25 protein-coding genes are annotated in these 26,002 nt (G+C 37.0%); 20 read left to right on the top strand and 5 right to left on the bottom strand.

Annotation, left to right across the window (positions count from 1 at the left end; genetic code table 11):
* Positions 1-390 precede the first annotated feature (390 nt).
* On the top strand, positions 391-813 hold the full coding sequence (locus tag ACIP9C_RS16710) for a VOC family protein (protein WP_401012425.1): 423 nt from the start codon (positions 391-393) through the stop codon (positions 811-813).
* A 53-nt stretch (positions 814-866) separates the two neighbouring features.
* On the opposite strand, the gene ACIP9C_RS16715 is transcribed toward ACIP9C_RS16710, so the two are convergent.
* Positions 867-2,816, bottom strand: coding sequence for a methyl-accepting chemotaxis protein (locus tag ACIP9C_RS16715; protein ID WP_401012426.1), 1,950 nt, complete (start codon positions 2,814-2,816; stop codon positions 867-869).
* Between the two features lie 229 nt (positions 2,817-3,045).
* Between ACIP9C_RS16715 and ACIP9C_RS16720 the strand changes: the two genes are divergently transcribed.
* On the top strand, positions 3,046-3,420 hold the full coding sequence (locus ACIP9C_RS16720; protein WP_401012428.1) for a VOC family protein: 375 nt from the start codon (positions 3,046-3,048) through the stop codon (positions 3,418-3,420).
* A gap of 150 nt (positions 3,421-3,570) precedes the next feature.
* Here the strand turns inward: ACIP9C_RS16720 and ACIP9C_RS16725 are convergent, their stop codons facing one another.
* Positions 3,571-4,317 carry a hypothetical protein gene (locus tag ACIP9C_RS16725; RefSeq protein WP_401012430.1) on the bottom strand — a complete coding sequence of 249 codons (747 nt, stop codon included), beginning with the start codon at positions 4,315-4,317 and terminating at the stop codon, positions 3,571-3,573.
* Positions 4,318-4,594: 277 nt separating this feature from the next.
* Here ACIP9C_RS16725 and ACIP9C_RS16730 point away from each other — a divergent pair, with 277 nt between their 5' ends.
* The 8 genes from ACIP9C_RS16730 (at position 4,595) to ACIP9C_RS16765 (ending at position 13,091) form a co-directional block, all read left to right on the top strand.
* The gene (locus tag ACIP9C_RS16730; RefSeq protein ID WP_401012432.1) at positions 4,595-5,761 is read left to right on the top strand and encodes an acyl-CoA dehydrogenase family protein; all 1,167 of its coding nucleotides are present in this window, start codon (positions 4,595-4,597) and stop codon (positions 5,759-5,761) included.
* Between the two features lie 35 nt (positions 5,762-5,796).
* On the top strand, positions 5,797-6,666 hold the full coding sequence (locus ACIP9C_RS16735; RefSeq protein ID WP_401012434.1) for a transporter substrate-binding domain-containing protein: 870 nt from the start codon (positions 5,797-5,799) through the stop codon (positions 6,664-6,666).
* Between the two features lie 85 nt (positions 6,667-6,751).
* Positions 6,752-7,489 carry an amino acid ABC transporter permease gene (locus tag ACIP9C_RS16740; RefSeq protein ID WP_401012436.1) on the top strand — a complete coding sequence of 246 codons (738 nt, stop codon included), beginning with the start codon at positions 6,752-6,754 and terminating at the stop codon, positions 7,487-7,489.
* Between the two features lie 12 nt (positions 7,490-7,501).
* Positions 7,502-8,203, top strand: coding sequence for an amino acid ABC transporter permease (locus ACIP9C_RS16745; protein ID WP_401012437.1), 702 nt, complete (start codon positions 7,502-7,504; stop codon positions 8,201-8,203).
* A gap of 12 nt (positions 8,204-8,215) precedes the next feature.
* The gene (locus tag ACIP9C_RS16750) at positions 8,216-8,971 is read left to right on the top strand and encodes an amino acid ABC transporter ATP-binding protein (RefSeq protein WP_340821672.1); all 756 of its coding nucleotides are present in this window, start codon (positions 8,216-8,218) and stop codon (positions 8,969-8,971) included.
* 277 nt (positions 8,972-9,248) lie between these two features.
* A complete protein-coding gene (locus ACIP9C_RS16755; RefSeq protein WP_401012439.1) occupies positions 9,249-9,995 on the top strand; it encodes a DUF4184 family protein in 747 nt (248 codons plus the stop codon).
* A 485-nt stretch (positions 9,996-10,480) separates the two neighbouring features.
* Positions 10,481-11,893 carry a YfcC family protein gene (locus ACIP9C_RS16760; protein ID WP_401012441.1) on the top strand — a complete coding sequence of 471 codons (1,413 nt, stop codon included), beginning with the start codon at positions 10,481-10,483 and terminating at the stop codon, positions 11,891-11,893.
* A 28-nt stretch (positions 11,894-11,921) separates the two neighbouring features.
* Positions 11,922-13,091, top strand: coding sequence for a M20 metallopeptidase family protein (locus tag ACIP9C_RS16765; protein ID WP_401012443.1), 1,170 nt, complete (start codon positions 11,922-11,924; stop codon positions 13,089-13,091).
* Between the two features lie 252 nt (positions 13,092-13,343).
* Here the strand turns inward: ACIP9C_RS16765 and ACIP9C_RS16770 are convergent, their stop codons facing one another.
* Positions 13,344-14,534 carry a coenzyme F420-0:L-glutamate ligase gene (locus tag ACIP9C_RS16770; protein WP_401012444.1) on the bottom strand — a complete coding sequence of 397 codons (1,191 nt, stop codon included), beginning with the start codon at positions 14,532-14,534 and terminating at the stop codon, positions 13,344-13,346.
* A 134-nt stretch (positions 14,535-14,668) separates the two neighbouring features.
* On the opposite strand from ACIP9C_RS16770, the gene ACIP9C_RS16775 reads away from it, so the two are divergent.
* On the top strand, positions 14,669-15,589 hold the full coding sequence (locus ACIP9C_RS16775) for a LysR family transcriptional regulator (RefSeq protein ID WP_401012446.1): 921 nt from the start codon (positions 14,669-14,671) through the stop codon (positions 15,587-15,589).
* A 35-nt stretch (positions 15,590-15,624) separates the two neighbouring features.
* Here the strand turns inward: ACIP9C_RS16775 and ACIP9C_RS16780 are convergent, their stop codons facing one another.
* Positions 15,625-16,512, bottom strand: a complete 888-nt coding sequence (locus ACIP9C_RS16780) for a LysR substrate-binding domain-containing protein (RefSeq protein WP_401012448.1) — start codon at positions 16,510-16,512, stop codon at positions 15,625-15,627.
* A gap of 114 nt (positions 16,513-16,626) precedes the next feature.
* On the opposite strand from ACIP9C_RS16780, the gene ACIP9C_RS16785 reads away from it, so the two are divergent.
* Positions 16,627-17,643, top strand: a complete 1,017-nt coding sequence (locus ACIP9C_RS16785) for a YeiH family protein (protein ID WP_401012449.1) — start codon at positions 16,627-16,629, stop codon at positions 17,641-17,643.
* A 160-nt stretch (positions 17,644-17,803) separates the two neighbouring features.
* Here ACIP9C_RS16785 and ACIP9C_RS16790 read toward each other — a convergent pair whose 3' ends face one another.
* On the bottom strand, positions 17,804-18,139 hold the full coding sequence (locus ACIP9C_RS16790) for a heme oxygenase (RefSeq protein WP_401012451.1): 336 nt from the start codon (positions 18,137-18,139) through the stop codon (positions 17,804-17,806).
* Positions 18,140-18,445: 306 nt separating this feature from the next.
* Between ACIP9C_RS16790 and ACIP9C_RS16795 the strand changes: the two genes are divergently transcribed.
* The 8 genes from ACIP9C_RS16795 (at position 18,446) to ACIP9C_RS16830 (ending at position 25,963) form a co-directional block, all read left to right on the top strand.
* A complete protein-coding gene (locus ACIP9C_RS16795) occupies positions 18,446-19,132 on the top strand; it encodes a response regulator transcription factor (RefSeq protein WP_401012571.1) in 687 nt (228 codons plus the stop codon).
* Positions 19,116-20,540, top strand: a complete 1,425-nt coding sequence (locus tag ACIP9C_RS16800) for a sensor histidine kinase (RefSeq protein WP_401012453.1) — start codon at positions 19,116-19,118, stop codon at positions 20,538-20,540. The genes ACIP9C_RS16795 and ACIP9C_RS16800 overlap by 17 nt, the downstream gene beginning before the upstream one ends.
* Positions 20,541-20,725: 185 nt before the next feature.
* Positions 20,726-21,589: a peptidylprolyl isomerase gene (locus ACIP9C_RS16805; protein WP_401012455.1), complete on the top strand. Its 864-nt coding sequence runs from the start codon at positions 20,726-20,728 to the stop codon at positions 21,587-21,589.
* Positions 21,590-21,607: 18 nt separating this feature from the next.
* Positions 21,608-22,309 carry a polyphosphate polymerase domain-containing protein gene (locus ACIP9C_RS16810; protein ID WP_401012457.1) on the top strand — a complete coding sequence of 234 codons (702 nt, stop codon included), beginning with the start codon at positions 21,608-21,610 and terminating at the stop codon, positions 22,307-22,309.
* 16 nt (positions 22,310-22,325) lie between these two features.
* Positions 22,326-23,009: a DUF4956 domain-containing protein gene (locus tag ACIP9C_RS16815; RefSeq protein WP_173479225.1), complete on the top strand. Its 684-nt coding sequence runs from the start codon at positions 22,326-22,328 to the stop codon at positions 23,007-23,009.
* 48 nt (positions 23,010-23,057) lie between these two features.
* A complete protein-coding gene (locus ACIP9C_RS16820; RefSeq protein WP_401012458.1) occupies positions 23,058-24,971 on the top strand; it encodes a CotH kinase family protein in 1,914 nt (637 codons plus the stop codon).
* 111 nt (positions 24,972-25,082) lie between these two features.
* On the top strand, positions 25,083-25,361 hold the full coding sequence (locus ACIP9C_RS16825) for a hypothetical protein (RefSeq protein ID WP_401012460.1): 279 nt from the start codon (positions 25,083-25,085) through the stop codon (positions 25,359-25,361).
* Complete coding sequence (locus tag ACIP9C_RS16830; RefSeq protein ID WP_401012572.1) at positions 25,361-25,963, top strand: class I SAM-dependent methyltransferase; 603 nt, start codon at positions 25,361-25,363, stop codon at positions 25,961-25,963. Before ACIP9C_RS16825 ends, ACIP9C_RS16830 begins: the two co-directional genes overlap by 1 nt.
* Positions 25,964-26,002: the final 39 nt, after the last annotated feature.

Consider the following 26,002-nt stretch of genomic DNA (forward strand, 5'->3'; position numbering starts at 1 on the left):
TGACTTATAATGGAGTTTATTAGAAAGTACATCTATATTTTTCACTTTGTATTATTGTTTATAACGTTATCGCTTTGGTCATATTTTAGAAAGGGCAGTTGGGATTTGTTTAATAATTTTTTTTATTCTATATGGGTAGTAATTGTTTTCATATTCATAGATGCCTTATTTAGTATGAAAAAACGGGAAAGAAAGTAATACTCACTTACTAATAAGTTTAGTATCGAGTTGGCCATTAGCCATAAAGATAAAGCTAAATAGTATAACCCATCAAGTAAAGCTTCGGCAGCCAAAGTTATAAAACAAGGATTTCCTAATGATAAGACTAGCTTATCGTTCGCAATCTAAGTACAATATAGTTGTTTCAGAAAATTCAGAGGAGTGGTGGAAATGGCGGTAGAGGTGTATTTAATTTTTAATGGTAATTGTCGAGAGGCTGTATCATTTTATGAGCAAGTTTTTAATACGGACAAGGCTGAAATTATGACATTTGGCGATTCACCAAGTGATCCAAGCTATCCATTACCAGAAGAAGCAAAAAATCTCGTAATGCATACACGTTTATCGATTTTGGGAAGCACAGTAATGTTTTCTGATACATTCCCAGGTTCACCATTCACAATTGGCAACAACGTAACATTGGCTGTTGTGTCCGATGATGAAGCCCAATTGCGACAAGCATTTGAAGGACTTAAAGAAGGTGGCAAAGTAACGATGGAGCTACAAGAAACGTTTTGGAGTAAATGTTACGGGTCTCTTACTGATAAGTTTGGAATTGAATGGCAGATTAGCCATGAAGAAAAAGCTAAATGATTTTATAACGAAGCACGATGAGCAGAGGGAAACCTTTGCTCATCGTGCATTTTTTAATATTTAAAACGGTTTACATAGCTTTGTAATTCATCAGCCATATCGAGTAATGCTTTGGCAGATGCAGTCATTTCTTGCATAGAGGATAATGTTTGTTCAGTTGAAGCGGCAACTTCCTCTGAAGCCGCTGCATTAAGCTTAGCGTGGTCGGTTAATTCAATCGCAGTTGCTGAAACTTCCTCCACTACCGCTGAAATTTCTTGCGCGGAAGCTGAGATACCCTCCATTTTTGGGGCAATATTGCGTAAGGTTTCAGTAATATTAGCAAATTTTTTGCTTGTATCTTCTGATAACAGTATACCTTCTTGTACATCTGAAGATGCTTTAACCATTGTTTCAACAGATTTAGCAGTATCTTGCTGAATACGTGAAATAAGCGAGGAAATTTGCTCTGCAGATTGATGTGATTGCTCGGCTAGTTTTCTAACTTCATCGGCCACTACGGCAAAACCTTTACCATGTTCACCTGCTCTAGCAGCCTCAATTGCAGCGTTTAAAGCTAGTAAATTTGTTTGGTCTGAAATAGCACTTATAATTTCTAAAATGGAACCAATCTCTTTTGAACGATCGTAAAGCGACTTAATCATTTTGTCTGATTGCGCAACCGACTCATTAATTGAATTCATTTGGTTGACAGTCCGCTCAACAGATTGACCACCCTCTTCTGCTTGCACAATAGCGTTGCTAGAAAGATCTGTAACTTGCATGGCGCTATCGGCCACTTCAACGATACCTTGTGCAATTTCCTCAATAGAGATAGCATTTTGGTCACTACCCGTTGTCTGACTTTCTGCACTAATGGCTACTTGTTGCATCGCCTGTGCAACTTGCTCTGAAGATGCAATATTTTGTTCTGCATGTGCAGATAATCCATGTGCAGATGCTTGCACATGTTGGACGCTTCGATCAACATTGCGAATAAGCTTTTTCAAATTAACTTTCATTGAAACGAAAGCCTCTCCAAGCTGTCCAATTTCATCCTTAGAATGTATTTCGATAAATTCTGTTAAATCGCCTTCGCTAATTTTAATAGCGCTATGCTTTAGTCGATTAATTGGATTTACAATGGATTTAATCATCAGAAGCATAAACACAACGCCGACAATAATTGAAATAACAATAATGATTAAGTTGATATTAAAGGTTGAAGCTGCAGCTTTTGTTGCTTCAGCTGAAAACATTGTACCAACAAGCTTCCAACCTGTTAGTTCATTGGTGATAAATTGTAGCTGTCGATCCTTTTCAGCAATTGTACCGCTGTCTTGCTCATAAATTTTTGCAATATAGCTTTCAGTAGCTTCTGAACCACTTTCTTTATCGTGTTGGGAAATATATATTTTGTTGTTATCTAAAAGTGAGGCAAAGCCTGTTTTTCCGATGTGAATATCATTGGTAATGTCACTTAGTGTAGATATATTGAGATCTAAACCAATGACACCGGAACCATCTGGTAAAGCTTGTGTAATTGTAATAACCATAGCACTTGAAGCTTGTGAAATATAAGGTGCTGTAATGGCTATTTGCCCCTTATTACTTAACGCTTGCATATACCAAGGTCTTGTACGTGGATCAAAGTCACTTTGGTATTGTTGTGCAGGCTCATCTATAATCTTACCTTCACTAGTCCCGAGATAGACTAGCTCAACTTCTGGATGCATATTTACGTATTCTTGTAATAGCGATTTAAGCTCTGGAACTTTACTTTCTTGTAAATAAGATTGATTAATTTTCTTGGTGAAATATTGGATGTCTTCAATCTTCGGTTTAATAGTACCTGTAATATTCGTATCAAGCATTCGAATACTTTCGGTAGCACTTGCTTGCTGTTCCTTAGAAATTTGCTTCTCTGCACTTTGGTAAGAAATGATCCCAATGATGAATGTTGGGATGAGAAGTATTGCTAAGAATGAAAAAATGAGCTTTTTTCGGAAACTTAGTTTTGTCACTTGTGGTTATCCTCACTATAATATTATTGTTCTATACATTTCCCAAGAAGGTAAATAATAGATGACTAGCTCATTTTAACAAAAAAAAATTAAAAGTTAAGTCTTTATCAGTTTTTCTTTTATTAAGATAATTAAGAAAATCTCAAAATTGCACTAAAAATAATGACTGCTAAAGACATATAATATTATGTTTTGATGTATACTATTGTTCAAAAGGGAGGGCTTTGTCATGATTCAACAAATTGGACAAGTAATGTTGTATGTAAATGATCAAGATGCAGCTGTAGCGTTTTGGACAGAAAAAATTGGATTTGTAGTAGTAGCAGATAATACGGAGGCGGAGATGCGTTGGATTGAAATTGCCCCTACAAAAGACGCACAAACGTCGTTTGTACTACACAACAAAGAAATGATTGCTAAAATGCAGCCTGAATTAAATTTAGCAACACCTTCTATTATGTTTTACGCCGATAATATAACGGAGATGTATCAAGATTTCCAAACGAAGGGAATTAAAGTGGGAGACTTAGTAATGATGCCAATGGGTAGAGTCTTTAACTTTGCGGACCACGAAAATAATTACTTCGCTTTAGTTGAAAAATAACATGTAGGGTCGTTTTAACGTCCTAAAAAATCCGCCTGCTTTCCGTCGAACATAGCATAGGACAGCCTTGTTTTCTCTTAGGGCTAATGTTTTATGTTGTGTTCGCAGGAATGTATGCGGACTTTTTAAGTTTATATCGATATTCACGTATTATGTTAAATCCTCGCCAAATATGGACACGGATTGTCGATCAACTACAAATTCCCGACCATTCCATTTTAAGATGTTTTCAACATACCCTAAACCATCTGCATGATATCTGCCCGCAATTTCCTGATAGGCTAATAGTTGATATGTTCCTTCCCGAGCATAATCAACAGGATATAATCCACTAATAGGGTCAACCCAGCCTTCAATCGGTTGCTTCAATGTACCGTCCTTATTATAAATTTCTGCTAAATAATCGGCTCCTTTATAATTTAAATCGAGAATATATCGTTTTTTAGGGTTTGCGCTACGGACAGATGCTTTATAGTTGTTTAAATAATTTACTGAATAAGTGAGTTTATTATTAAATGACTCCGTATCAAATATTGAAAGCAATTTTCCGTTGATTGAGGAAAAAATCTCCCCATTAATAATGCCACCACTGCCGCCTGTATCAGAAATAACAAGAATATCTTCTATATGATCCCCTGTAAAATCGCCTAGAAAAATTGTAGGGTTATAGCCAATGTTTTCTTTTAGCCCAATTTGTTGGAATTGTCTTGTTTGTCCGTAAAAGACAACTAGTGTTAGATTCTGCCATAGGGGACTTTCCAGCGTCTTAGTACCCATTAAAAAAACTGTATCAAAAAAGCCATCACCGTTTATATCTCCAAATTTTGTTTGAATAATTTGAGGAGCTATTTGTGCAATATTTACAGTATTTGGAGACTGATTCATATTTTTGGTCATTTATACACCTCTTTCTTAGTGTTAGCATATGTTTTAAATACAGCTTCGTGCACAAAATAAAGAGCTGAAAGAAGGAGAAAACAAAACCCTATAATTCTTACAAAAAAACTTGTAATTATCCATTGACAATTAAACTTGTTGAAAGTATCATAATGACAATGAATCTGAAAATTCAGTACTACAGTGATCTCACTACTAATGTAGGTAGAGATTTTTTTAAAACATTAATTCTTAGTAAATATATATGTTTTATATAATTTAGGAAGAAGGAGATTTCTTGAAAGAGTTATTTATTAAAACTGAGCGCCAGCATTACTGGTTGGAGCAGCTTGCATCAATTGCGGAACCAATTAAATCCGAGGCTGTAGAAGTCGATGAGCAATCGCGTTTCCCATTTGAGGCACATAAGCTATTATTGCAAATCGGCTATCCAAAACTAACATTACCAAAACAATATGGCGGAGAGGGATTATCTGTTTACGATATGATACTCGTTCAAGAAACACTAGCTAGCTACGACGAGAACGCCTCTCTTTCATTAGGATGGACTCTAGGCGTTGTTGGTGAGATATATGACAAGAAGTTATGGGCAGACGATATTCTCCAAGAGTTTGCTTTGGAAGTACAAAAAGGTGCCATCATAAATCGAGCTGTCAGTGAATTAGCAACTGGTAGTCCGACACGAGGTGGCCGCCCTGGAACAACTGCTGTATCAACAGATAATGGCTGGTTATTAAATGGCCGTAAAATATTTACGACAGCATCACCTGTACTAGATTATTTCTTAACATCTGCTTGGATTGAAGAAAAGGGGCAAATAGGCTTCTTTCTCATTCATAAAGATGTAACAGGTCTATCAATTGTAGAAAACTGGGAAATGTCTGCGATGCGTGGCACAAGCAGTCATGATTTAGTGTTAGAGAATGTTGTGGTCCCTAAAAATCATTTAGTAGAATTGCCGAATCACCCAAGCGGTGGCAAAATCAATGGCTGGATTTTACATATTCCAGCTACTTACTTAGGGATTGCACAGGCAGCCCGCGACTATGCGTTACATTTTGCTAATCATCATCAACCAAATAGTTTAAATGCGCCGATTAGTACATTGCCTAATGTACAGCAGCTATTAGGTGATATTGAATTGAAGCTCCAACAGGCACGATTTGTGTTATATGGGGTAGCGGAAGCTTATGATGATCCAGCAAGACGAGATACTTTAACGAATGAAATGGCGGTTGCAAAGCACACCGTGACAAATATTGCGATAGAAGTTGTAGATAAGGCGATGCGTGTTGTTGGAGCAAAAAGTTTGCAGCTTACGAATCCACTACAGCGCTATTATCGCAATGTTCGTGCAGGTTTACATAACCCGCCAATGGATGATATGACGATTATTAAACTAGCAACAGCTGCTATTGAGCAGCAGAAATTAACAGAACATTAATATTAAAATCACTTGAGATTAAGGGGAAATGACATATGTTTAAACAAAAGAAAAAATTATTTCAATTTGCAGCAGTCGGGTTGGCTTCTCTTGCTATTTTAGCAGGATGCAGTTCTAGCGAAGCATCTAAAAATGAAACTGAAGATGGGGTTAAAGTTCGAACTGTAAAGGTTGCTTACGATCAAGCTTCTAAGCCAATTAGCTATATTGATGATAAGGGAAATCCAACTGGTTATGATGTGGAAGTAATGAAGCTAGTAGATGAATTATTACCAGAATATAAGTTTGAATACGTAGGGACTACAAGCGATGATTTACTAATCGGTGTAGAGCAAGGAAAGTACCAAGTAGGTGTAAAAAATGCATTCTTTACGCAGGAACGTACAGAGAAGTTTATATTCCCTAAAGAGTTTTTAGGGTTAAGTAGTGCAGGTTTAGTGCTACGTAAAGAAGATGAAGGTGTAAAAACATTAGCTGACTTTGCGACAAAGGGCTATGCACTAGCGCCAATCGCTGCAAACAATGCACAGTATACAATTATTGATGAGTACAATAAAGCAAATCCAACTAACGAAGTTAAATTACAAGCTGGTGATGCATTTACTGTGGATGTTGTGCAATGGGTAAATGAAGGTCGCGTTGATGGTGGTGTCATGATTGAAGGGCCATTTAAACAGCAAGTATTAGCCGATGATGGCGCTTATCATAACTTAAAAGATGAAGTTGTTTACAACGAATTTGCAGTGATTAAAACATGGCCATTATTCAACAAAAAAGAGCAAGAATTTGCGGATGCTTACGATAAAGCTATTGCCCAAATTAAGGAACAAAAGAAAACAAGTGAATTAAGTAAAGAATTTTATGGCCGTGATTTATTTGAAGTGTTAGAAAACGTAAATCGATAATTTTTTTAAGGCTGCCTGAGTCAACATACTCAGCAGTCTTTCTTAATAAACGGAGAACGAAGGTTTTGTTCCGTAGCAGCCTTTAGTGAAGACATTTGATAAAGTTGGTGAGGAAATGGAGAAGTATTTTGATGCCTCGTACATTTGGAACGCTATTCCCTTATTATTGCCGTTTTTAAAAGTAACCTTTTTAGTTGCAGGTTCTTCCATTGTATTAGGTACATTTTTCGGCTTGTTATTAGCTACAGCAAAGTTAAGTTCAATGAAAGTGTTACAAAAAATAGCGAACTTGTATACAACGATTATGCGTTGTACGCCATCTATCGTTCTATTATTCCTTGTATACTACGGAGTACCTGCATTAGCAGAAAACATAGGTTTAAATCTTCATGCGATAGATACAGCGTTCTTTGTTGTCGTAACGTTCACATTGCAGTTTGCTGCAATAATGTCAGAAGTGATTAGATCTGCTTATTTGGCTATTAACAAGGGGCAGTATGAAGCGGCTGTTAGCGTAGGATTAACACCATTCCAAGCTTATCGGCGTATCATTTTCCCCCAAGCACTTGTTATTGCATTGCCGAACTTCGGGAATGGCATGATTGCGTTATTACAAGAAGGTGCATTAGCTTACACAATCGGCTTAATCGATATTGTTGGGAAAGCGAATTTAATTATAGCTAGTAATATCAATGCGCATGCACTAGAAATTTATATTGCACTTGCGATTGTCTATTGGGTACTATCCATTATTATTGAAAAATTCTTTGCTATGTTGGAAAAGTTTTTCGGCAAGGGGAAAAGAACGTTAGAAACGACGTAAGGAGGCGTAATCATGAACTATCAATTTTTAGTTGAAACCTTTTTTGTGGCATTATCCGGTGTACCGATTGCACTCCTTGTAACGGTTGTTGCGTTGCTCGTTGCCCTACCACTAGGATTTTTATTAGCACTAACACGCATCAATAAAATTCCAGTTATTCATCATCTAGCAAAAATTTATGTGTCCTTTGTTCGAGGCACTCCAATTATTATTCAGATATTTATTATTTATAGTAGCATTCCACTCATTCTAAAGATGATTTTTGAAAAATATCATATTGCCTATGATATATATAAAATCAATCCAATTTGGTATGCATTTATTGTCTTTGCCTTTAGTACAACAGCTATATTAATAGAGGTATTCCGCTCGGCTTTAAGCACTATTGAGAAGGGCCAGCTTGAGGCAGCACACGCTGTCGGTTTAACGACTTTTCAAGCCTATCGACGAATTATTATTCCACAAGCATTAGTCGTGGCTATGCCGAATATTTGTACAGCAACAGTGAACTTAATAAAAGCGACGTCATTGGGATATGCCATGTCATTGCCAGAAATTACACTGAAAGCCAAAGTAGCTGCCAATGTAGGCTACAATTATGTGGAAGCATATCTTGATATTTTCATCGTGTATTTAATTTTGTGTAGTACGGTTGAATACCTGTTTAAGCGATACGAGAAACATTTGAGCAAATACAAAATGGCAAATGCCTAAGGGGCGATTATCATGTTAAAAATCAAAAATATTCACAAATCATTTGGCAACAATGAAATTTTAAAAGGTGTAGACTTATCGATTGATAAAGGTGATGTTGTAGTTATTTTAGGCCCGAGTGGCTCAGGTAAAACGACTTTATTGCGTTGCATTAACTTTTTAGAGAAGGCCGATCAAGGGCATGCGACGTTTGGAAATATCGATGTGGATTTTCAAAATGTAAAGAAGAAGGATGTCCATGCGATTCGACAACGTGTTGCTTTTGTATTCCAAAATTACAACCTCTTTACTAATAAAACAGCTTTAGAAAATGTTACAGAAGGGCTTGTAATTGGTCGAAAAATAGCAAAAGCTGAGGCTATTGAAATCGGCAAAAAGGCGCTCGACAAAGTGGGTTTGTCAGAAAAATATGATGCTTATCCAAGTCAGTTGTCAGGTGGTCAACAGCAGCGTGTTGGTATAGCTCGTGCAGTTGCCTTGAATCCAGATATTATTTTGTTTGATGAACCGACCTCTGCGCTTGATCCAGAGTTAGTAGGAGAAGTGTTGACCGTTATGAAAAACATTGCGAAAGAAGGCACGACAATGCTTGTAGTAACGCATGAGATGGGTTTTGCAAAGGATGTCGCAAACCGCGTTATTTTTATGGACGGTGGTGTTGTTGTGGAAGAGGGGAGCCCGCATGATATATTCGTTAGTCCAAAAGAGGAGCGGACGAAGAAGTTTTTAAAACGTGTAACACCAGAGGACTATACGTTTTATATTTAAGGTTCTCCTCGAGTGAAACTAGTTTATCGTCTTTTAGTGGCAGGGATTTGGCTCCAATCGTTGTAATCTCTCTTTTTTGACCAATTATTGAGTTTTTAATTGTCAATGCTCAATATTGAATTTATACTTTTACTTGAAAAAATAGGTTCAATCCTAGCGTGCTTATATTGATTGTCGATACTCATTGTAGGCATAACAAGGAGCTGAGCTTTAAAGTTTTCGAAAAAATTTTGAGAACTTACAGCAAAAGATAAATTAACAAAAGGGGTTTAAAACAATGCCACTCACTTTTGCACATCCTGCTGCTGTATTGCTGTTCTCCAGAAAAAGCAAATACATTAATTTTTCTGCAATGGTTTTCGGTAGCATGTCTCCAGATTTTGAATATTTTCTAAGAGGTCAACCTATTGGTGAAATAGGACATACTTTTATGGGGTTTATTACTTTAAATCTACCTTTAGTAGCTTTACTCTACTTTATATATCATTACTTTATCCATCAAACCTTAATTAGTCATTTGCCTATTTTACTACAAGATACTTATACCAAAAGAGTAGATTCAAATAAAATGTTGAATTTAGTAGTCTTTATTTATTCTGCATTGTTTGGCATGTTTACTCATGTAGTATGGGATTCCTTTACTCATATAAATGGGTATATGGTGTTTCATTTCCCCGCAGTATTCACCAAAATCTATAGTATTTACGGTTTTGAAATACCATTGTATAAGTTTTTACAACATGGTAGTACATTATTTGGAATAATTTTAATAATTGGTTATATGTATTTTAGAGCTTTATCTCAAAGACATAATAATACCAATGTTTGTATTAAGCGTAAGCTCATTTATTGGTCAACTATATTTCTAGTTACGTCATTATTAGTTATTATTTGGTATGTAATAGACTATGTTTCAGTTTTAAATTACGGAATAATTGTTGTCAGAATAATAGATTCTTTTTTAATAAGTTTATTACTAATAACAATCTACTTAAAGTATAGGCCAAACAAAGATTGCAATTAGATTGAATATGAGCTGGGTTGTCCTTCTGTAACAAGCAATGAGAAGCTTAAGGCTTTATCACATAGTTGTTTCTTCTAAAGAGACTGTTCTGAAAATGGAACAGTCTTTTTTTTATGATAGAAAGTTACTGAAAATAAAGTAATGTCGTTTATTCAAAAGAAGATGATATTAGTACACGAACGATTTTACCTATGCGTAGAATTACTGTTTTCTAAAACCAAACGCATATAAATTTACAATGCTCTAATTGATTAAAGTAGTAAATTTGCGCTGTATTGTAAATAAAACTTTAATACTTTATAAAACAGAATTATCAAAAAATATTGACATTTCAGTTTTATTTTTTTATATTTTTACTAATATATTTCCGTTTATCGGAATATATTTCCGCGTAACGGAAAAGGGGTGAAGTGGGTTTCTTGTCTAGTGTAGCAAGTTTCTACTTTTGAAAGGGTTTTATATTACGAATGTAAAGGGGAGAGAGAATGGCAAATTTACAGGAAAATAATAATTTAGAAGAGCCAAAAGTTAAAGGTATCAATGCGTTTGTTTTAATGTTTATCATTATTTTGGTAATGAGCGCCCTTACTTATATTATTCCAGCAGGTCAGTACGATCGAGTGGAGAGTAATGGTCGAATGGTTGTGGATCCTGAATCATTTCATTATATTGATTCGAGTCCAGTTGGTTTTCTTCAAATATTTAATAGTGTCCATTTAGGGTTGCTGGAAGGTGCCTCCATTATTTTATTTGTATTTTTATTTGGTGGCGCACTTGGTATCATGCAAAAAACGGGAGCTATTGATTCATTTATTAAAGTAATGGCTTCTAAGTTTGGCAAGAAGGAGTATGTATTAATTCCAATTCTTATATTAATCTTCGCTAGTTTAGGAACTTTAATCGGTTCGGCTGAGGATACGCTAGTATACATTGCGATTATTATTCCATTAACGATGGCTCTTGGAATGGACGCAATTACAGGATTTGCGATAGTAATGCTAGGGACATTAGCTACTGGATTTACATCGGGGATTACAAATCCGTTTAACATCGGGGTTGCCCAAACGATAGCTGAATTGCCAATGTATTCAGGTATGTCCTATAGAATTATCGTATTTTTTGTTTTTTATCTTTTAACGGTAATCTATATTATTAGACATGCTAAAAAAGTAAAAAAAGACCCGTCTAAAGGGATTTACGGGAAATTTAAGCCAGAAGAAAGTGTTGAAATATCATTAGACTTTAAAATGAGTGGGCGCCACTTTTTAGCTTTGCTTGTGTTATTGGCGAATTTTGTCGCATTAATTGTTGGCGTTATTAAGTTCCAATGGTATATCAGTGAAATTGGTGGCGTGTTCCTACTAAGCAGTATTATTATGTCAATAATTTGTAAAATGAGCCCGAATAAGATGGCTGAAGGCTTTATTTCAGGAGCTAGAGATATGGTAGAGGGTGCGCTTATTATTGGCTTTGCTCAAACTATTTTAGTTATTACTACATCAGGTGGCTTAATTGATACGATTTTACATTTTGTAGCGAATGCAGTAAGTGTACTACCTGCTTCTATTAACGCGGTGGGCATGTTCTTACTACAGCTTTGCCTAAATTTCTTAGTGCCATCAGGAAGTGGACAAGCGGCTTTGACAATGCCAATTATGACACCGTTAGCAGATTTAATTGGTGTATCAAGACAGACAGCGGTATTGGCTTTCCAGTTTGGAGACGGTATTTCAAACATGGTAATCCCTACAAGCGGTGTATTGTTAGCAGGTCTAGCAATCGCAGGTATTCCATTCTCTAAATGGTTTAAATGGGTGTTCCCATACTTCGCTATTCAAACAGCTTTAGCTATAATTTTACTAATTATCGCTCACGCAATGAATTACGGACCGTTTTAACTTTGTAGAATGATAGGAGGATTTGCAAATGATAGAAACAAAAGATTTAAAACAACAAGTCATTGCCTGGAGACAGCATTTACATATGCATCCAGAGTTATCACATCAAGAACATGAAACAGCAAATTATATTTATAATCAATTAATAACATTCCCACATTTAGAAGTGAAGCGCTTAACTGAAACGAGCGTTTGCGCATTTTTAAAAGGAACAAAGACAGAAGGTAATGGTCATACAATTTTATTACGTGCTGACATCGATGCATTGCCAATTGAGGAAGAAACCGATCTGCCTTTTAAATCAAAAAATCCAGGTGTCATGCATGCTTGTGGGCATGATGCACACCCAGCCATGTTATTGGGGGCTGCAAAAGCATTAGCTGAGCGTGGAACGGATTTCAATGGTGAAATTCGTTTCGTTTTCCAACATGCAGAGGAGGTAACACCAGGGGGAGCAGCTCAACTTGTTTCTCTAGGTATCGCAGAAAACGTAGATTATGCATTTGCATTACATGTAAGCCCTGATTATAAAGTTGGTCAGTTTGCCATGAAGGATGGGAAATTTACAGCAGCGGCGGATGATTTTGAGATTAAGATTTATGGACGTGGTAGCCATGCATCTATGCCTGAAGTAGCGATTGACCCGTTGTTAATTGGTTCAGAAATGGTTGTTGCACTGCAAACAATCGTGTCGCGTAAAGTACCAAGCATCCATGCACCTGTTTTAACGGTAGCACAGTTCCATTGTGGCACAGCATTAAATATTATTGCTGATACTGCTGAGCTAGGTGGTACAATACGTTCACTAGACGCGACAGTACGTGTCGATGCTCGTCGTCATTTAGAAAAGATTGTCAATGGTATAGCGTCGATGCACGGAGCAACAGTAGAGATTAAATGGGAGCTTGGTTGTCCTTCAGTGACAAACGATAAGGAGCTAACGGCTTTATCACGACGTATAGCTGGCGATATTGTTGGAGCAGAGGGTGTACAAGAATTAGCTGCGCCAATGTTCGGCACAGAGGATTTTGCAGATTTTTCTGAGGCTGTCCCTTCTTCTATGCAGTTTATAGGGGTGCATAACGAAGAGTTTGGGGAAGCATATCCGTTGCACCACCCACGCTTTAAACTTGATGAGGATGCCCTTATTTACGGTGTACGCTATTTTGAAAATATCGCTCGAACATTATGCCCATAAAAAAACACCCGCCATAGATGGCGGGTGTTTTCGTGTGTCGGTGTAAGGTATCTAGTAGTTAATTGGAGTAGAGGGCGATGACTCCCATGAGACAGCACAAAATATAAGACACACCAATCCGCGCAAAAGCGAGGGTTGCGGTTTACAGTGTGCCCGCGGAAAGTGTCCGCCCGTAACGGAAAGCAACGGCAATAGTCCTCTGCAAACTAAAACACCCGCCTATGCAGGAGGGTGTTTATATGATAAAGTGTATTATTTTGTATAGTTATCGAAATAACCTTGAATATAAATCATTGGTGTTCCTTTGTCGCCTGAGCCTGAAGTTAAGTCAGAAAGAGAACCGATTAAGTCTGTTAATTTACGAGGCGTTGTACCTTGAGCTGCCATTTGACCAGTTAAATCCTCGTCTTTATTTTGAATATATTCAGAGATAGCTGCTTTTAATTCTTCTCCACGAAGATCAGCAAAATCGTTATCTGCTAAGTATTTTAATTTCACTTCATTAGGTGTACCATCTAAGCCTGCAGTGAAGGCAGGAGATACAACTGGGTCAGCAAGCTCCCAAATTTTACCTACAGGATCTTTGAACGCGCCATCGCCATAAACCATTACCTCTACTGTTTTACCAGTAGCTTCTTTGATTTTTGCTTGGATGCCGTCAACGATTGGTTGGCAAGTATGTGGGAATAATTTTACACTTTCTTCTGTCGCTTTGTTTGAACCAAGTAAGCCGTATTCAGCATTGAAGCCTGAACCATTTACAGATACAGCTAAAATGTTATCTAACGAGAATACTTTTTCAGCACCATTCGTTGTTAAAATACGTTTTGTACGGAAGCGAGTGTGAATATCACATGTTAGTACACTTTTTGTATAGTCTAAAATTGTTTTCGGGTTGTTTGAGAAGATTACTTCACAAGCAGCACCTTCAGCTTCAATTAATTCTTTGTAGTATTCGATATAATCCACACCTGTAAATGTGTGCTTTTTATAGCCGAAATGTTCACGGAATTCAGCTTCCGTTAATGTATCTGTCCAAGGGTTAATACCTTTTACATCTAGTTCGTCGATATCAACTAAGTGGTTACCAACTTCATCAGATGGGTAGCTTAGCATTAAAACAACTTTTTTAACACCTTTCGCAATACCACGTAAGCAGTTTGCAAAACGGTTACGGCTTAAAATTGGGAAAATAACACCAACAGTATCATCACCGAATTTAGCAGCTACGTCCGTTGCAATGTCATCAATTGATGCATAGTTACCTTGTGCACGAGCTACAACTGATTCTGTTACTGTAACAATATCACGATCTTCAATTGAATAGCCTTCTACTTTAGCGGCATTTAACACTGTATCTACAACGATTTGTTCAATATTATCGCCTTCGTTAATAATAGGACCACGAAGACCTCTCACAACTGTACCAACTACACGTTCCAAAATAATCTCTCCTCATAAAAAGCTATATGTTAATTTAAATAATATGAATAAAAATCAATATGATTTTACTATACGCTCAGTTAATGATATAAGTAAAATTAATAGTTCGTATAATAGCTATAAGGAGTACTTATATGATAGGGAAATTAGATTTATATCGCGTTTTTAGTGTTGTTGCTAAAAATAGTAGTTTTTCTAGGGCAGCTAAAGATTTATTTATGACACAGCCAGCAGTTAGCCAAGCAATGATGCAATTGGAAAAAGAACTTGGTACACGACTCTTCAATCGTACACCGAAAGGCGTAACATTAACGACAGAGGGGAAGCTGCTGTATGAATATACAAACTCGGCATTAGGTCTTTTAGATGCTGGAGAGGAAAAGCTTCTAGAATTTAAAAACTTAACGACAGGTCAATTGAAAATAGGTGTAGGAGATACTATTTCACGCTTCTTTTTAATGCCGTATCTCGAATCTTTTCATACGATGTATCCAAATATTAAGCTACAGATGCTAAATGGTACGACCTCTGAAATATGTAACTTTATTAAATCTGGTGAAGTGGATGTAGGGCTTTGCAATTTTCCAATAGAAGATGTGAGCCTACAATTAACAGTGTGCACGGAAATACAAGATATTTTCGTATGTGGAGAGAAATATAAAACACTGCAATCAAAAAGCCTACGTTTTGAAGATTTACTTAAGTTTCCACTTATTTTTCTTGAGAAGAAATCCAACTCAAGAAACTATGTAGAAAACTATTTAATGTCGAAAGGAATTCAAATTGCACCTGAGTTTGAACTTGGCTCGCATGATTTGGTGCTTGAATTTGCACGGAGTAATTTAGGGATTGCTTGTGTAACAAAAGAGTTTTCACAGGATTATTTGCAGCGAGGACTGCTATATGAGCTTCCACTAACAGAAAGTATTCCAAATCGTAGCATTGGTATGTGTTATTTAAAAAGCGTTCCATTGTCTCGTGCTGCTACAAAATTTATAGAGATTATCGAGCGTAAACAGGCTCGGAAAACGATAAACCCTAGAACATTAAAGTAAGCTTAGCGACTAAAATACAGCCAGCTAAGCTTTTTTTATGCCTCATTTTTCCTCGTAATAAATTCAATAAGTGCTTCAACATTCCGTTTATTCTTCATCGTAGGCGAGTGAAGGTAAGAAAAAGTCCGCATAAAGCGTTGTTCCGCAAGTGGCAAAATGGCAATATCACCATTTCGGATGTCACGCTCAATGACACTGCCAGACAGTAAAGACAGACCTAGTCCTTCAATGACACTTTCCTTCACGCCTTGATTGCTACTAATTGTTAGAAGTGAATGTACTTGAAGTCCATTTGTGCGAAATAGATGGTCTAAATAATTGCGTGTTCCTGAGCCAACTTCTCGTGCAACCCATTTTTGTCGTTGTAATTGTGAAATAGTAATAGAGGGTTGCTTAACAAGGGGGTGGTTGCTTGCACTGACGATAAATAATTCATCTTGCATAAATGGCTGAATGACGAGCTCGTTGTCATGTGCTTGTCCCTCTATAAGACCAATATCTACTTGTAATAGCTTCGTAAATTGAATAATTTCATCGGTATTGCCAATAATAACTTGTAACTCTAATTGAGGAAATTGTTGTTGAAGTTTTGACAAAATGGATGGCAGAATATTTTCACCAATCGTAAAGCTTGCCCCAATAATGAGCGTTCCTTGAATTGAATGGTGATATGCTAAAATATCTTCCTGTGCAGCCTCCGCGATGGCCATAATTTGCTTTGCACGTTTATATAAAATTTCACCAGTAGGTGTAATTTGCACAGACTTAGGCGATCGAATAAATAATGTCGTGTGAAACTCTTGTTCAAGGTTTTTAATATGTAGACTCACACTAGGTTGGGAAATATGTAAAATTTCTGAGGCTTTCGTAAAATTGTTTACCTCAACTAATGTAATAAAAGTTTTTAACGCATCGTATTGCATCACATCACCCCTTATTATTAGAAAAATTAATGATAGCAATTATATATATGTATTTTACTAATGATTACCTTTTTTATAAAGTAATATTCATAAAGAATGAAAGAAGTGGACAGCATGGATCAACAACGAGGGATCAAGAAATTCCTAACGCCTCCTTTTATAAAGGGCATTATATTGACGTTGGGCCTTGCCTTATTAGCTAAGTATATTTCTACATTTCCTTTCTTCTCGATATTAGGGCAGCTTGTGATAGCAATTATACTAGGTATGGCTTGGAGAGCAGCGTTTAGTGTGCCAGATGCGTGGCAAGCGGGTATATCATTTTCCAGTAAAAAACTATTGCGTTTCGGTATTATCTTGCTTGGTATGCGGTTGAACTTAGCTGATATTTATCATGCAGGTGCAGGCGTTTTTCTTATTGCATTTATTAATTTAGTATTTGCACTTTTTGTCGTTTACGGCTTAACGAAGGTATTTAAAGTAGATAAAAAGCTCGGCATTTTAACAGCCTGTGGGACAGCTATTTGTGGGGCTGCAGCTGTAGTTGCAATTGCTCCTCAAATTAAGGCGAATGAAAAGGAAACAGCAGTAGGTGCAGCAATTGTAGCGTTGCTTGGTACAGTATTTACACTTGTTTATACTCTGTTGTATTCAATATTTGGTTTAACGCCTACGCAATATGGTATTTTTGCGGGAGGTACATTACATGAAATAGCTCATGTCATTGCAGCAGCGTCTGCAGGTGGTGATGAGGCTGTTGATATGGCAGTCATAGTAAAATTAACTCGCGTAGCATTACTTGTGCCCGTAGCAATAGTAATCGGTATTATGTATCAAAGAAGGGATAAAGAACAAGGAAATAAAGCATTTTCTCTTTCTATTATTCCTTGGTTTATTCTCGGGTTTTTAGTAATGAGCGGGATTAATTCATTAGGAATAATACCACCGACAGTTGCGCAAACTCTTGTGAACTGTGCATATATTCTAATTGCGATGGCGATGGCGGGATTAGGATTAAATGTAGAGATTAAAACCTTTAAGCAATTGGGTATTAAAGCATTTATCGCAGGATTAATCGGTTCCGTTTGTTTATCGGTTGTGGGTTACATTTTAGTAGTCGTGTTTCAATAATTGTATTGAGTGTCTGGCACTTGTATTCCATATTACCTGGGGAATATTCAAAATTGTGTGAGTGCCTGGCACTTAAATAAAAAAACCATGCATATTTCTAGAAATATGCATGGTTTTTTAGATAGAATCAGAAGATATTTAAAAGGTTTACAACTTGTTATTAGCTTTGTGCTTCAATAGAAGAAGCAAGCTCTGCAATAACAATTTTACTGCCGATAATAGGGCTATTCTCAGGTTTTGCACTTTCGGAACCAGGCTCCGGACGGTGATGTGCCGCAGCAAAAGCATCACTATTACGCCAAGCTTGGAAATGTTCCTTCGATTCCCAGTACATATTGACGCTCATTTCGTCATATGTAGGATCATCAGTCGAGATTAATACCTCTACTTTATGAAAGCCCTCAAACTGTTGTAGAGGACCTGGCTTCGTAAAGTTTGGTGCCATTTTTGCTGCAAAGCCAGGCTTTACTTGAATACGATTTGTAACAATAATCATACTATTACCCCCTAATCATTTTATTGAAGATAGTTTAAACTACAATTGAATGAATTATCAATGATTATCATTCGCAATCAATGATAAGTGTCCAAAGAAGCCATTGTCAACCGAATTGCAAAAATTCAAGAGAAGAATAATAACTTTTTCTATAAATGCGTTAGGTAAATAGGTTGTATGGTGTATCGTTATAAGTCTGTTTTCAAATATACATATAAGCATTCTTCAGTCGAGCTTGCTGACATTTAGCTGACATAAACGGATGCTATAATAAAAAATCAACAAGCCGTGGTGGGGTGAAAAATGATGACCAAAATATTAGTGGTAGAAGATGAATTCGCAATTAGCCAAGTATTGAAGGCCTATTTGCAAAAGGTAGGATATGAAGTTGTACAATGCTTTACTGGTGGTCAGGCAATAGAATTGTTTACGGAACATCAGCCCGATTTAGTATTATTAGATATTATGTTACCTGAAAAAAACGGCTGGACGATTTTACGAGAAATTCGCAATGAGAGCGCTTGTCCAGTTATTATGCTAACTGCGTTAGGGGATGTAAATTATCGTTTAGAAGGTTTCGATCAAGGTGCAGACGATTATATTCCTAAACCATTTATAGCTGACGAAGTTGTCGCGCGAGTAAAGGCTGTATTAAGGCGAGCCGAAAACAATCATGAAACAACTTTAAAGAAGCGATTCGGTCAGTTGGAAATTGATATGCAGGCGCATCAAGTGCTCCTCAATGGTCAAGAAATTGTGTTAACACCGCGGGATTTATCGGTGCTCTTATTTTTAGCAGAACATCCAAATCAAACATTCACACGGGATCAGCTCATTGAACAAGTATGGGGCTGGGAATATGAGGGCAGTGATCGAGCCGTCGATTTGGCGGTGAAGCGATTACGTAAAGCACTTATAGACTGGGATGAAGCAGAAGGAGAGATTAAAACATTACGTGGATTGGGGTATCAGTTAAGTGTTCAAAAAAAATAGGCGAATCTCCTTACTCAACTATTGGACGAGACGTTATTTACTTACACTCTTTATAGGGCTAGCCATTATCTCTTTAATTTCCGCTAGCTGGATACGTCACACAGCTTTTGAAAATCGGCTTGATTTAATGAATTTTATAGCGGAAGAAACAGTTTATCGTTTGACGGATACAACTGGTTCAAATGGACCTACAGACGGCATACCAGGCTTTATTGGTAATCGTGAACGATATAATATGAGAGAAATTGATCCGATTTTATATGTAGTCGATGTAAAAGGCAATGTTCTGACGAGTAATCGACCGATGCCTCCAGGAAGCACTAATAACGTTGCTAACCTATTAGATGATGAAGAAGGAACGAAGAAGATACTGGTCGAAGCCGAGGGCAAAAAGACGGTTCAATATGTAGTGAAAAAGAAGATTGAAAGGGATAATAACGTAGTCGGATGGGTGCTTGTGCTAGAGAAAAAGGAAAATTTAACAAAAGTTCAACAAGAATATGGTCAACTTGCCTTATTAATTGGAGCTCTTGCTGTCCTAGGCTGGGGAGCGATCTATTTCTTATCAAAGCGCTTAGTACGCCCAATTAAGCAGGTAGCTGAAGCGGCTAAACAAGTACAAGAAGGCAATTATACATTTGATTTACCTCAAAATAATAAAGAAGAAGAAATTTTCGAGCTTGTCACCTCCTTTAAGGAAATGGCCAATAAGCTGGAACAATTAGAGAGAACGCGAACAGAGCTGCTTGCTGGTGTGACGCATGAGTTAAAAACGCCTGTTACGTCCATTAGTGGGCTTTTGCAAGCTGTAAGAGATGGCGTTGTAACTGGTAAGGACGCCAAAGAATTTATTCACATGGCATTGCTAGAAACGACGAAAATGAAAACGATGGTTGGAGATTTACTTGCTTTTAATAGTTTTGCAGTAGATGCGATTCCTGTTAAGCTCGTCACAGTGAACGTCAATCAACTTGTACGAGATGCTGTGGCACAGTGGGAAGTAATGGAGGATGAACAAAACGTTAAAATACAAGTAAATTATCTTCTAGAGTCAGTAAATGTGCAGGCAGATGTCGTACGTATGCAGCAAATATTCACAAACCTTTTAACAAATGCAAAGCAAGCAATGCAGGAAGGGTTAGTGACGATTACATTAAGGCAAAAACTTGATAGTGTCATTATTGCTGTTAAAGATACAGGGAACGGAATAACTCAAGAAGATCAGGCATTTATTTTCGAACGATTTTATAGAGGAGAAAATAAAAAATACGCTGTTCGAGGGCTAGGCTTAGGTTTACCATTAAGTAAAATGATGGCTCAGTCAATTGGTGGTGATTTACGTTTAGTTGAAAGTAATCCAACAGGAACATATTTTGAAATAACCTTATTAAAGGCTACTACGCTGTAATGGCGTGGTGGCTTTTTTTGTTGTGCTGTATGTGAAAAGAAGGGATTTGTGAAGCTATTATAAAGATTCACTAATGGAAATGTAAAAAATTTTGAAGGAATTGTAAAGCTGACATCTGACTGACACATAAGCACTTTATAGTAAGCAATGTAAACGAGAAAATAAACGAAAGGATGTTATAGAGAATGACTATAAATTCAAGGTTTATCAAGATATTTGCTGTTCCGGTTGCATTAGCAATGCTATTAACTGGATGTGGAGAGAGTAGCGATTATGTGGCAACGGTGGACGGTGAGAAGATTCTCCAGACAGAGCTAGATGAGGCATTGCGCGATCAATATGGTGCAGACGTGTTAGACACACTCATAAACAATAAAATTGTCGAGCTTGAGGCGACAAAAGAGGGCATTACCGTATCGGATGACGCCATTCAAGCAGAATACGATGAGCTTGTAGAATCTTATGGTGGAGAGGATTCTTTACAAGAGGCACTCGATGCAAATGGTCTAACAAAGGAAAGTGTTAAGGAAAATATTCGTATGTATCAGCTGACAAAAGATGTTATTGCGTCAAGTATTGATATTTCGGATGAGGAATTAACGCAATACTTTGAGGAAAACAAGGATGACTACGGTCAACAGGAACAAGTGGTAGCTAGCCATATTTTCCTTGAAGATGAAGCAACTGCAAAAGAGGTTGAAGCGAAGATAAAAGCTGGCGAGGACTTTGCTGAGCTAGCGAAAGCATATTCAACTGATACAGATACAAGTGAAGATGGTGGCGATTTAGGCTATATTAGCCGCGGTCAGATGGATGAGCAGTTCGAAGAGGCTGCATTCGCTCTTGAAAAAGGGGCTGTGAGTGGTGTGGTGCAGTCAGCAGAAGGCTATCACATTATCAAAGTGACAGATAAAGTGCCTGCAGAAGAAGCGGTATTTGAAGATGTCAAAGATGAAGTTTATGAAACTGTATTGGAATCTCGTATTAATGAAGAATATATGACTTGGCTAACTGAAAAACAAGAGCAATACAAGATTGTAAAGAAATAGTAGGAAGGAGAAAACATCATGCCTAAACTGACATCATTTAACCCGAATGGTCGGAAGGAAATTAAACAGGCTATCTCATATCCAGACTATGCACTTTTGAAAAGCAAAATCCAGCACGTGATGAAGCTGGATCACAATGCTGGTCCGGATAGGAAATATTTAATTCGAAGCACATACTTCGATAATTTTGCTAACAAAGTTTTGAATGAAAAAAAAGAAGGGTTTATTAATCGAGATAAATACCGAGTACGTATTTATGGGAAATCCTCTGCTTTGGTGAATTTAGAACGTAAAAGTAAGCGTAATAATTTAACGTTTAAAACGAAGTGTGTAATCACACAGACGGAGTACGAAAAAATGCGTACTGGTGAAATTGCATGGATGGAAAATGATGACCGCGTTTTAATACGAGAATTATTTCATGAGATGAAATATCACCAAATTAAGCCGACGACGGTTGTCGATTATGAGCGAGAGGCGTACATTTATCCCTTTGGCAATGTACGTGTAACATTCGATAGTAAGGTGCAGTCAAGCCTTCGCAATACAGATATGTTCAGTAAAAATCTGCCTATGGTAGATGTACTAGAACCGAACCTCGTCATTTTAGAAGTGAAATATGATGAGTACTTGCCAGATATTATTAAATATTTACTACAATCAGTGGATACACGTGCTGAAGCATATTCAAAATACCAGCTTAGCCGTATGCATGTATAAAAAGGAGAAATGAAAAATGGATAATATGAATTTTAGTGATATTTTTAAATCAAATTTTCTAGAGAAAACAACATCATTTTCATTAACAGATTCAATTATTGGACTAGTTGTTGCTTTCTTTGTTGGGCTATTTATTTATGCAGTATATAAGAAAACCTTTAATGGTGTGATTTATTCGCACTCCTTTAATATTTCGTTACTCATTATGACTATGGCAACATCCCTCGTTATTATGGGTATTAGTTCAAACGTCTTGTTGTCACTTGGTATGGTAGGTGCATTATCAATTGTTCGTTTCCGTACACCTATTAAGGATCCAATGGATTTAGTGTATATTTTCTGGGCAATAGTGTCAGGTATTCTTTGTGGAGCAGGATTCATTCCACTTGTTATTATTGGCGCAATATTGATTGGTCTAGTTCTACTAGTATTAGTGAATAAAATTACGATTGAAAATCCTTACTTATTAATTGTGAAATTTGAAGAAGATTTAGCTTGTGAAGAAGTGGAGCGTATCATTGCTGCACAGTCTAAAAAGTACGCGTTAAAATCAAAATCAATCATTCAAAATGATGAAATCGAAACAACATATGAAATTCGCGTGAAGCAAAATGATGCAAAGTTTATGGACAATTTAACAAAAGTACCTGGTGTAAAATCAGCAATTATGCTTAGCTACGATGGTAACTTCACAGCGTAATGAAAGTGAACGATAGTTTTCTAAATACGAGCAAGAGGGGTGCAGTCAATGATTAAAAATCGAATTGTCTATACCAGTATGGCGATTCTCCTCCTACTCTTTGGCGTGATGGTTGCTGTACTTCCAAACTTAGGCATTGAAACGAAAAATACGGAATATTCCTATGAGACGCTTGTGTTCAATAAAAGCAAAGTAACAACTGTTGATATTGAAATACCTCAAGAGGACTGGGAGGACATGCTGGAAAACGCTGCTGATGAGGAGCTAAAGCAGGGCAATATTACGATAAACGGCAAGACAATAGAAAATGTAGCGATTCGTACAAAAGGGAATTTATCGTTACGTTCTGTTGTCAATAGCGACTCCGATCGTTATAGCTTGAAAGTCGATTTTGACTATTACGATGATAATCAAAGCTTATACGGCTTAAAAAAATTAAATTTAAACAATAATTATAGTGATTCAACTTTAATGCGAGAATATATTTCATATGAGCTCATGGAAAAAATGGGCTTGCCGACACCTGCCCATTCCTATATGTATGTTACGGTGAATGGAGAAGAACGTGGCTTATATTTAGGGGTAGAAGCGGTCGATGAAACATTTTTAGCGAATAATTATGGATCCAATGACGGATTTCTATTTAAACCAGATGGTACAGGCAGTGATTTAAAATATATTAGCGATAATATTGCCGACTATACAGGTATCGGTTTGAAAACGAATGAAGACAATATTGAGGATTCAAAGCTAACTGAAATGCTTGATGCCATAAATAATGGCGGAGACATCGAACAATATATTGATGTCGATGAAATGCTACGCTACTTTGCTGTCAATACAGCACTAGTAAATCTTGATAGTTACCAGGGAAATATGAAGCACAACTACTATTTATATGAGAATAATGGAGTGTTTTCTATTATACCTTGGGATTATAATATGTCATTCGGCGGCTTTGGTGCTGGCGGTGGTGGAATGGGCGGCGGCAATCTAAATCAAATGCGGGGAAATACTGATAAGGAATTACCCGAAGGCGAGACGGAAAAGAACGCAGAAACACCAGCAATAAAGCAACCACAAGGGGGCCAACCAAATGGTGACCAACCACCAGAAGGGCAGTCAAACACCGAGCAACCTCAGGAAGATCAGTCAAATGGCGATCAAACACAAGAGGGCCAACCAAATGCCAATCGCAATAAAGGGAACTTCGACATGGGCGGTGGTATGTCTAGTAATCTAATGGCAGATAGTGCAATTAACTTTAGCATAACTACACCTGTATCTGGGACAACTCTTGAAGAGCGCCCACTTTTAAATGCGTTGCTGTCCAATGAAACATATCGCGCTAAGTATGAAAGTTATTTAGAACAACTCGCAACGACTTATTTAACAGAAGATTATATACAGTCGATTACGAACAATTTAGCGATGCTATTAACAAGCTATGAAGAAGCAGATCCTACAAAATTTTATACAACAGAGCAGTTTTTAGAGGGTGTGGCAGGAGACAACAGTCTACCTGAATTTGCTAAACAGCGTTCTACATCGATCTTAAAACAACTGTCAGGTGAATTAGTTGTAGAAACAAGTGCAACTGCTCAAAATAATATGGGTATGCCAAATGGCGACACAAATAACGAGGGAAATGGAAATCAAATGCAAATGCCTGACGATTTTGATCCAAGCCAATTACCAGAAGACTTTGATCCGAGTCAATTACCAGAAGACTTCGACCCATCACAAATGCCTGAGGGTGGCATGGGCAATGAGCAAGGCGGAGGAGATAAAGGTGGTCCTATGCAACGTCCTGATGGAAATGGGGGACCTAACCAAGGCAATGGACAGGCTACGCAAGAAGCAACAATCGATAAAAGCACAGTGTTAACAGCAACTGCTTCGTTTTCATTTTTAGTGGCTGCACTCCTCTTCGTTTTTAGATTTAATCGTAGAGGACGTTAAAAATACACCATATCCAAACGTTTTAATATGGTTAGAGTGTTAAAAATGGCATCAAGAGGCTCACTCTTGATGCCATTTATTTAGTTGAATGGAGCGGAGGGCTGAGAGTAAGTGCCCGATGAAGTGCCAGACACTCAAACAATTTACCGTGCTATTAGTAACTTGCCAAGTAAAAATCTACGCAGACCCCTGCGAGAACAGCACAAAAGTAAAGATGATTTTTACGATTTAGGACCCAAACTAAGTGCCAGGCACTCAAACAATTCTTCTTTTTTAGGTTTGATCGAAGAGGACTATAAAAATACTCTGTATCCAAATCTTTTATATAGGGTGTTTGCTTTTTTACATGCTAAAATAAAGCATTCTTTTTTTCAAGGAGTATCTAAATGATGAATGAACAACAATTTGATAAATTTTTGCACATTAATACGGTCGGGGAACAATATGGATTTCCTAAACTAGCTCATTACCATCGTTACGAGCCAACTCCCTATGCTGGATTGGAACAATTATTTACACAATATGATTTGCCGGAAAATCCAGTATTTATTGATATGGGCTGTGGAAAAGGAAGGGTCCCTATTTATATTCATCATAAATTTCACACTCCGGCAATTGGAATAGAAATGGACGTAGGTTTTTATGCAGAGGCAGAGCATAATAAGGAGAGCTATTGTCGAAAAAATGGCTCACAAGGTGCTATTTCTTTTATTCATACTATTGCAGAAAACTACAAAATAAAGCCGTGTGATAATGTTTTTTTCTTTTTTAATCCGTTCTCCATTAATATCTTTCGAACTGTCATTCATAATATATGGGAGTCTTTTGAGCAAAATATGCGTGATATTCACATTATTTTATATTACCCACCATATGATTATTTGCAGTTTTTACATCATGGAACACCTTTTGAATTAATACATGAGGTACATCTAGAAAATGAAACGAATATTAATGAACGTCTTTGCGTTTTTGCATTAAAAAAGGCTTAACTTTCATAGAGGGGGTTGATTTTCCGTTCGTGCTATTCC

Source organism: Lysinibacillus sp. NPDC093210, from assembly GCF_044753985.1.
Taxonomy (GTDB): Bacteria; Bacillota; Bacilli; order Bacillales_A; family Planococcaceae; genus Lysinibacillus.

Coding starts and splice junctions, on each gene's coding strand:
- ACIP9C_RS16710 (WP_401012425.1), top strand. CDS start 391: ATGGCGGTAGAGGTGTATTTAATTTTTAATGGTAATTGTCGAGAGGCT.
- ACIP9C_RS16720 (WP_401012428.1), top strand. CDS start 3,046: ATGATTCAACAAATTGGACAAGTAATGTTGTATGTAAATGATCAAGAT.
- ACIP9C_RS16725 (WP_401012430.1), bottom strand. CDS start 4,317: ATGACCAAAAATATGAATCAGTCTCCAAATACTGTAAATATTGCACAA.
- ACIP9C_RS16735 (WP_401012434.1), top strand. CDS start 5,797: ATGTTTAAACAAAAGAAAAAATTATTTCAATTTGCAGCAGTCGGGTTG.
- ACIP9C_RS16745 (WP_401012437.1), top strand. CDS start 7,502: ATGAACTATCAATTTTTAGTTGAAACCTTTTTTGTGGCATTATCCGGT.
- ACIP9C_RS16750 (WP_340821672.1), top strand. CDS start 8,216: ATGTTAAAAATCAAAAATATTCACAAATCATTTGGCAACAATGAAATT.
- ACIP9C_RS16755 (WP_401012439.1), top strand. CDS start 9,249: ATGCCACTCACTTTTGCACATCCTGCTGCTGTATTGCTGTTCTCCAGA.
- ACIP9C_RS16760 (WP_401012441.1), top strand. CDS start 10,481: ATGGCAAATTTACAGGAAAATAATAATTTAGAAGAGCCAAAAGTTAAA.
- ACIP9C_RS16765 (WP_401012443.1), top strand. CDS start 11,922: ATGATAGAAACAAAAGATTTAAAACAACAAGTCATTGCCTGGAGACAG.
- ACIP9C_RS16775 (WP_401012446.1), top strand. CDS start 14,669: ATGATAGGGAAATTAGATTTATATCGCGTTTTTAGTGTTGTTGCTAAA.
- ACIP9C_RS16780 (WP_401012448.1), bottom strand. CDS start 16,512: ATGCAATACGATGCGTTAAAAACTTTTATTACATTAGTTGAGGTAAAC.
- ACIP9C_RS16785 (WP_401012449.1), top strand. CDS start 16,627: ATGGATCAACAACGAGGGATCAAGAAATTCCTAACGCCTCCTTTTATA.
- ACIP9C_RS16790 (WP_401012451.1), bottom strand. CDS start 18,139: ATGATTATTGTTACAAATCGTATTCAAGTAAAGCCTGGCTTTGCAGCA.
- ACIP9C_RS16795 (WP_401012571.1), top strand. CDS start 18,446: ATGACCAAAATATTAGTGGTAGAAGATGAATTCGCAATTAGCCAAGTA.
- ACIP9C_RS16805 (WP_401012455.1), top strand. CDS start 20,726: ATGACTATAAATTCAAGGTTTATCAAGATATTTGCTGTTCCGGTTGCA.
- ACIP9C_RS16810 (WP_401012457.1), top strand. CDS start 21,608: ATGCCTAAACTGACATCATTTAACCCGAATGGTCGGAAGGAAATTAAA.
- ACIP9C_RS16815 (WP_173479225.1), top strand. CDS start 22,326: ATGGATAATATGAATTTTAGTGATATTTTTAAATCAAATTTTCTAGAG.
- ACIP9C_RS16820 (WP_401012458.1), top strand. CDS start 23,058: ATGATTAAAAATCGAATTGTCTATACCAGTATGGCGATTCTCCTCCTA.
- ACIP9C_RS16830 (WP_401012572.1), top strand. CDS start 25,361: ATGAATGAACAACAATTTGATAAATTTTTGCACATTAATACGGTCGGG.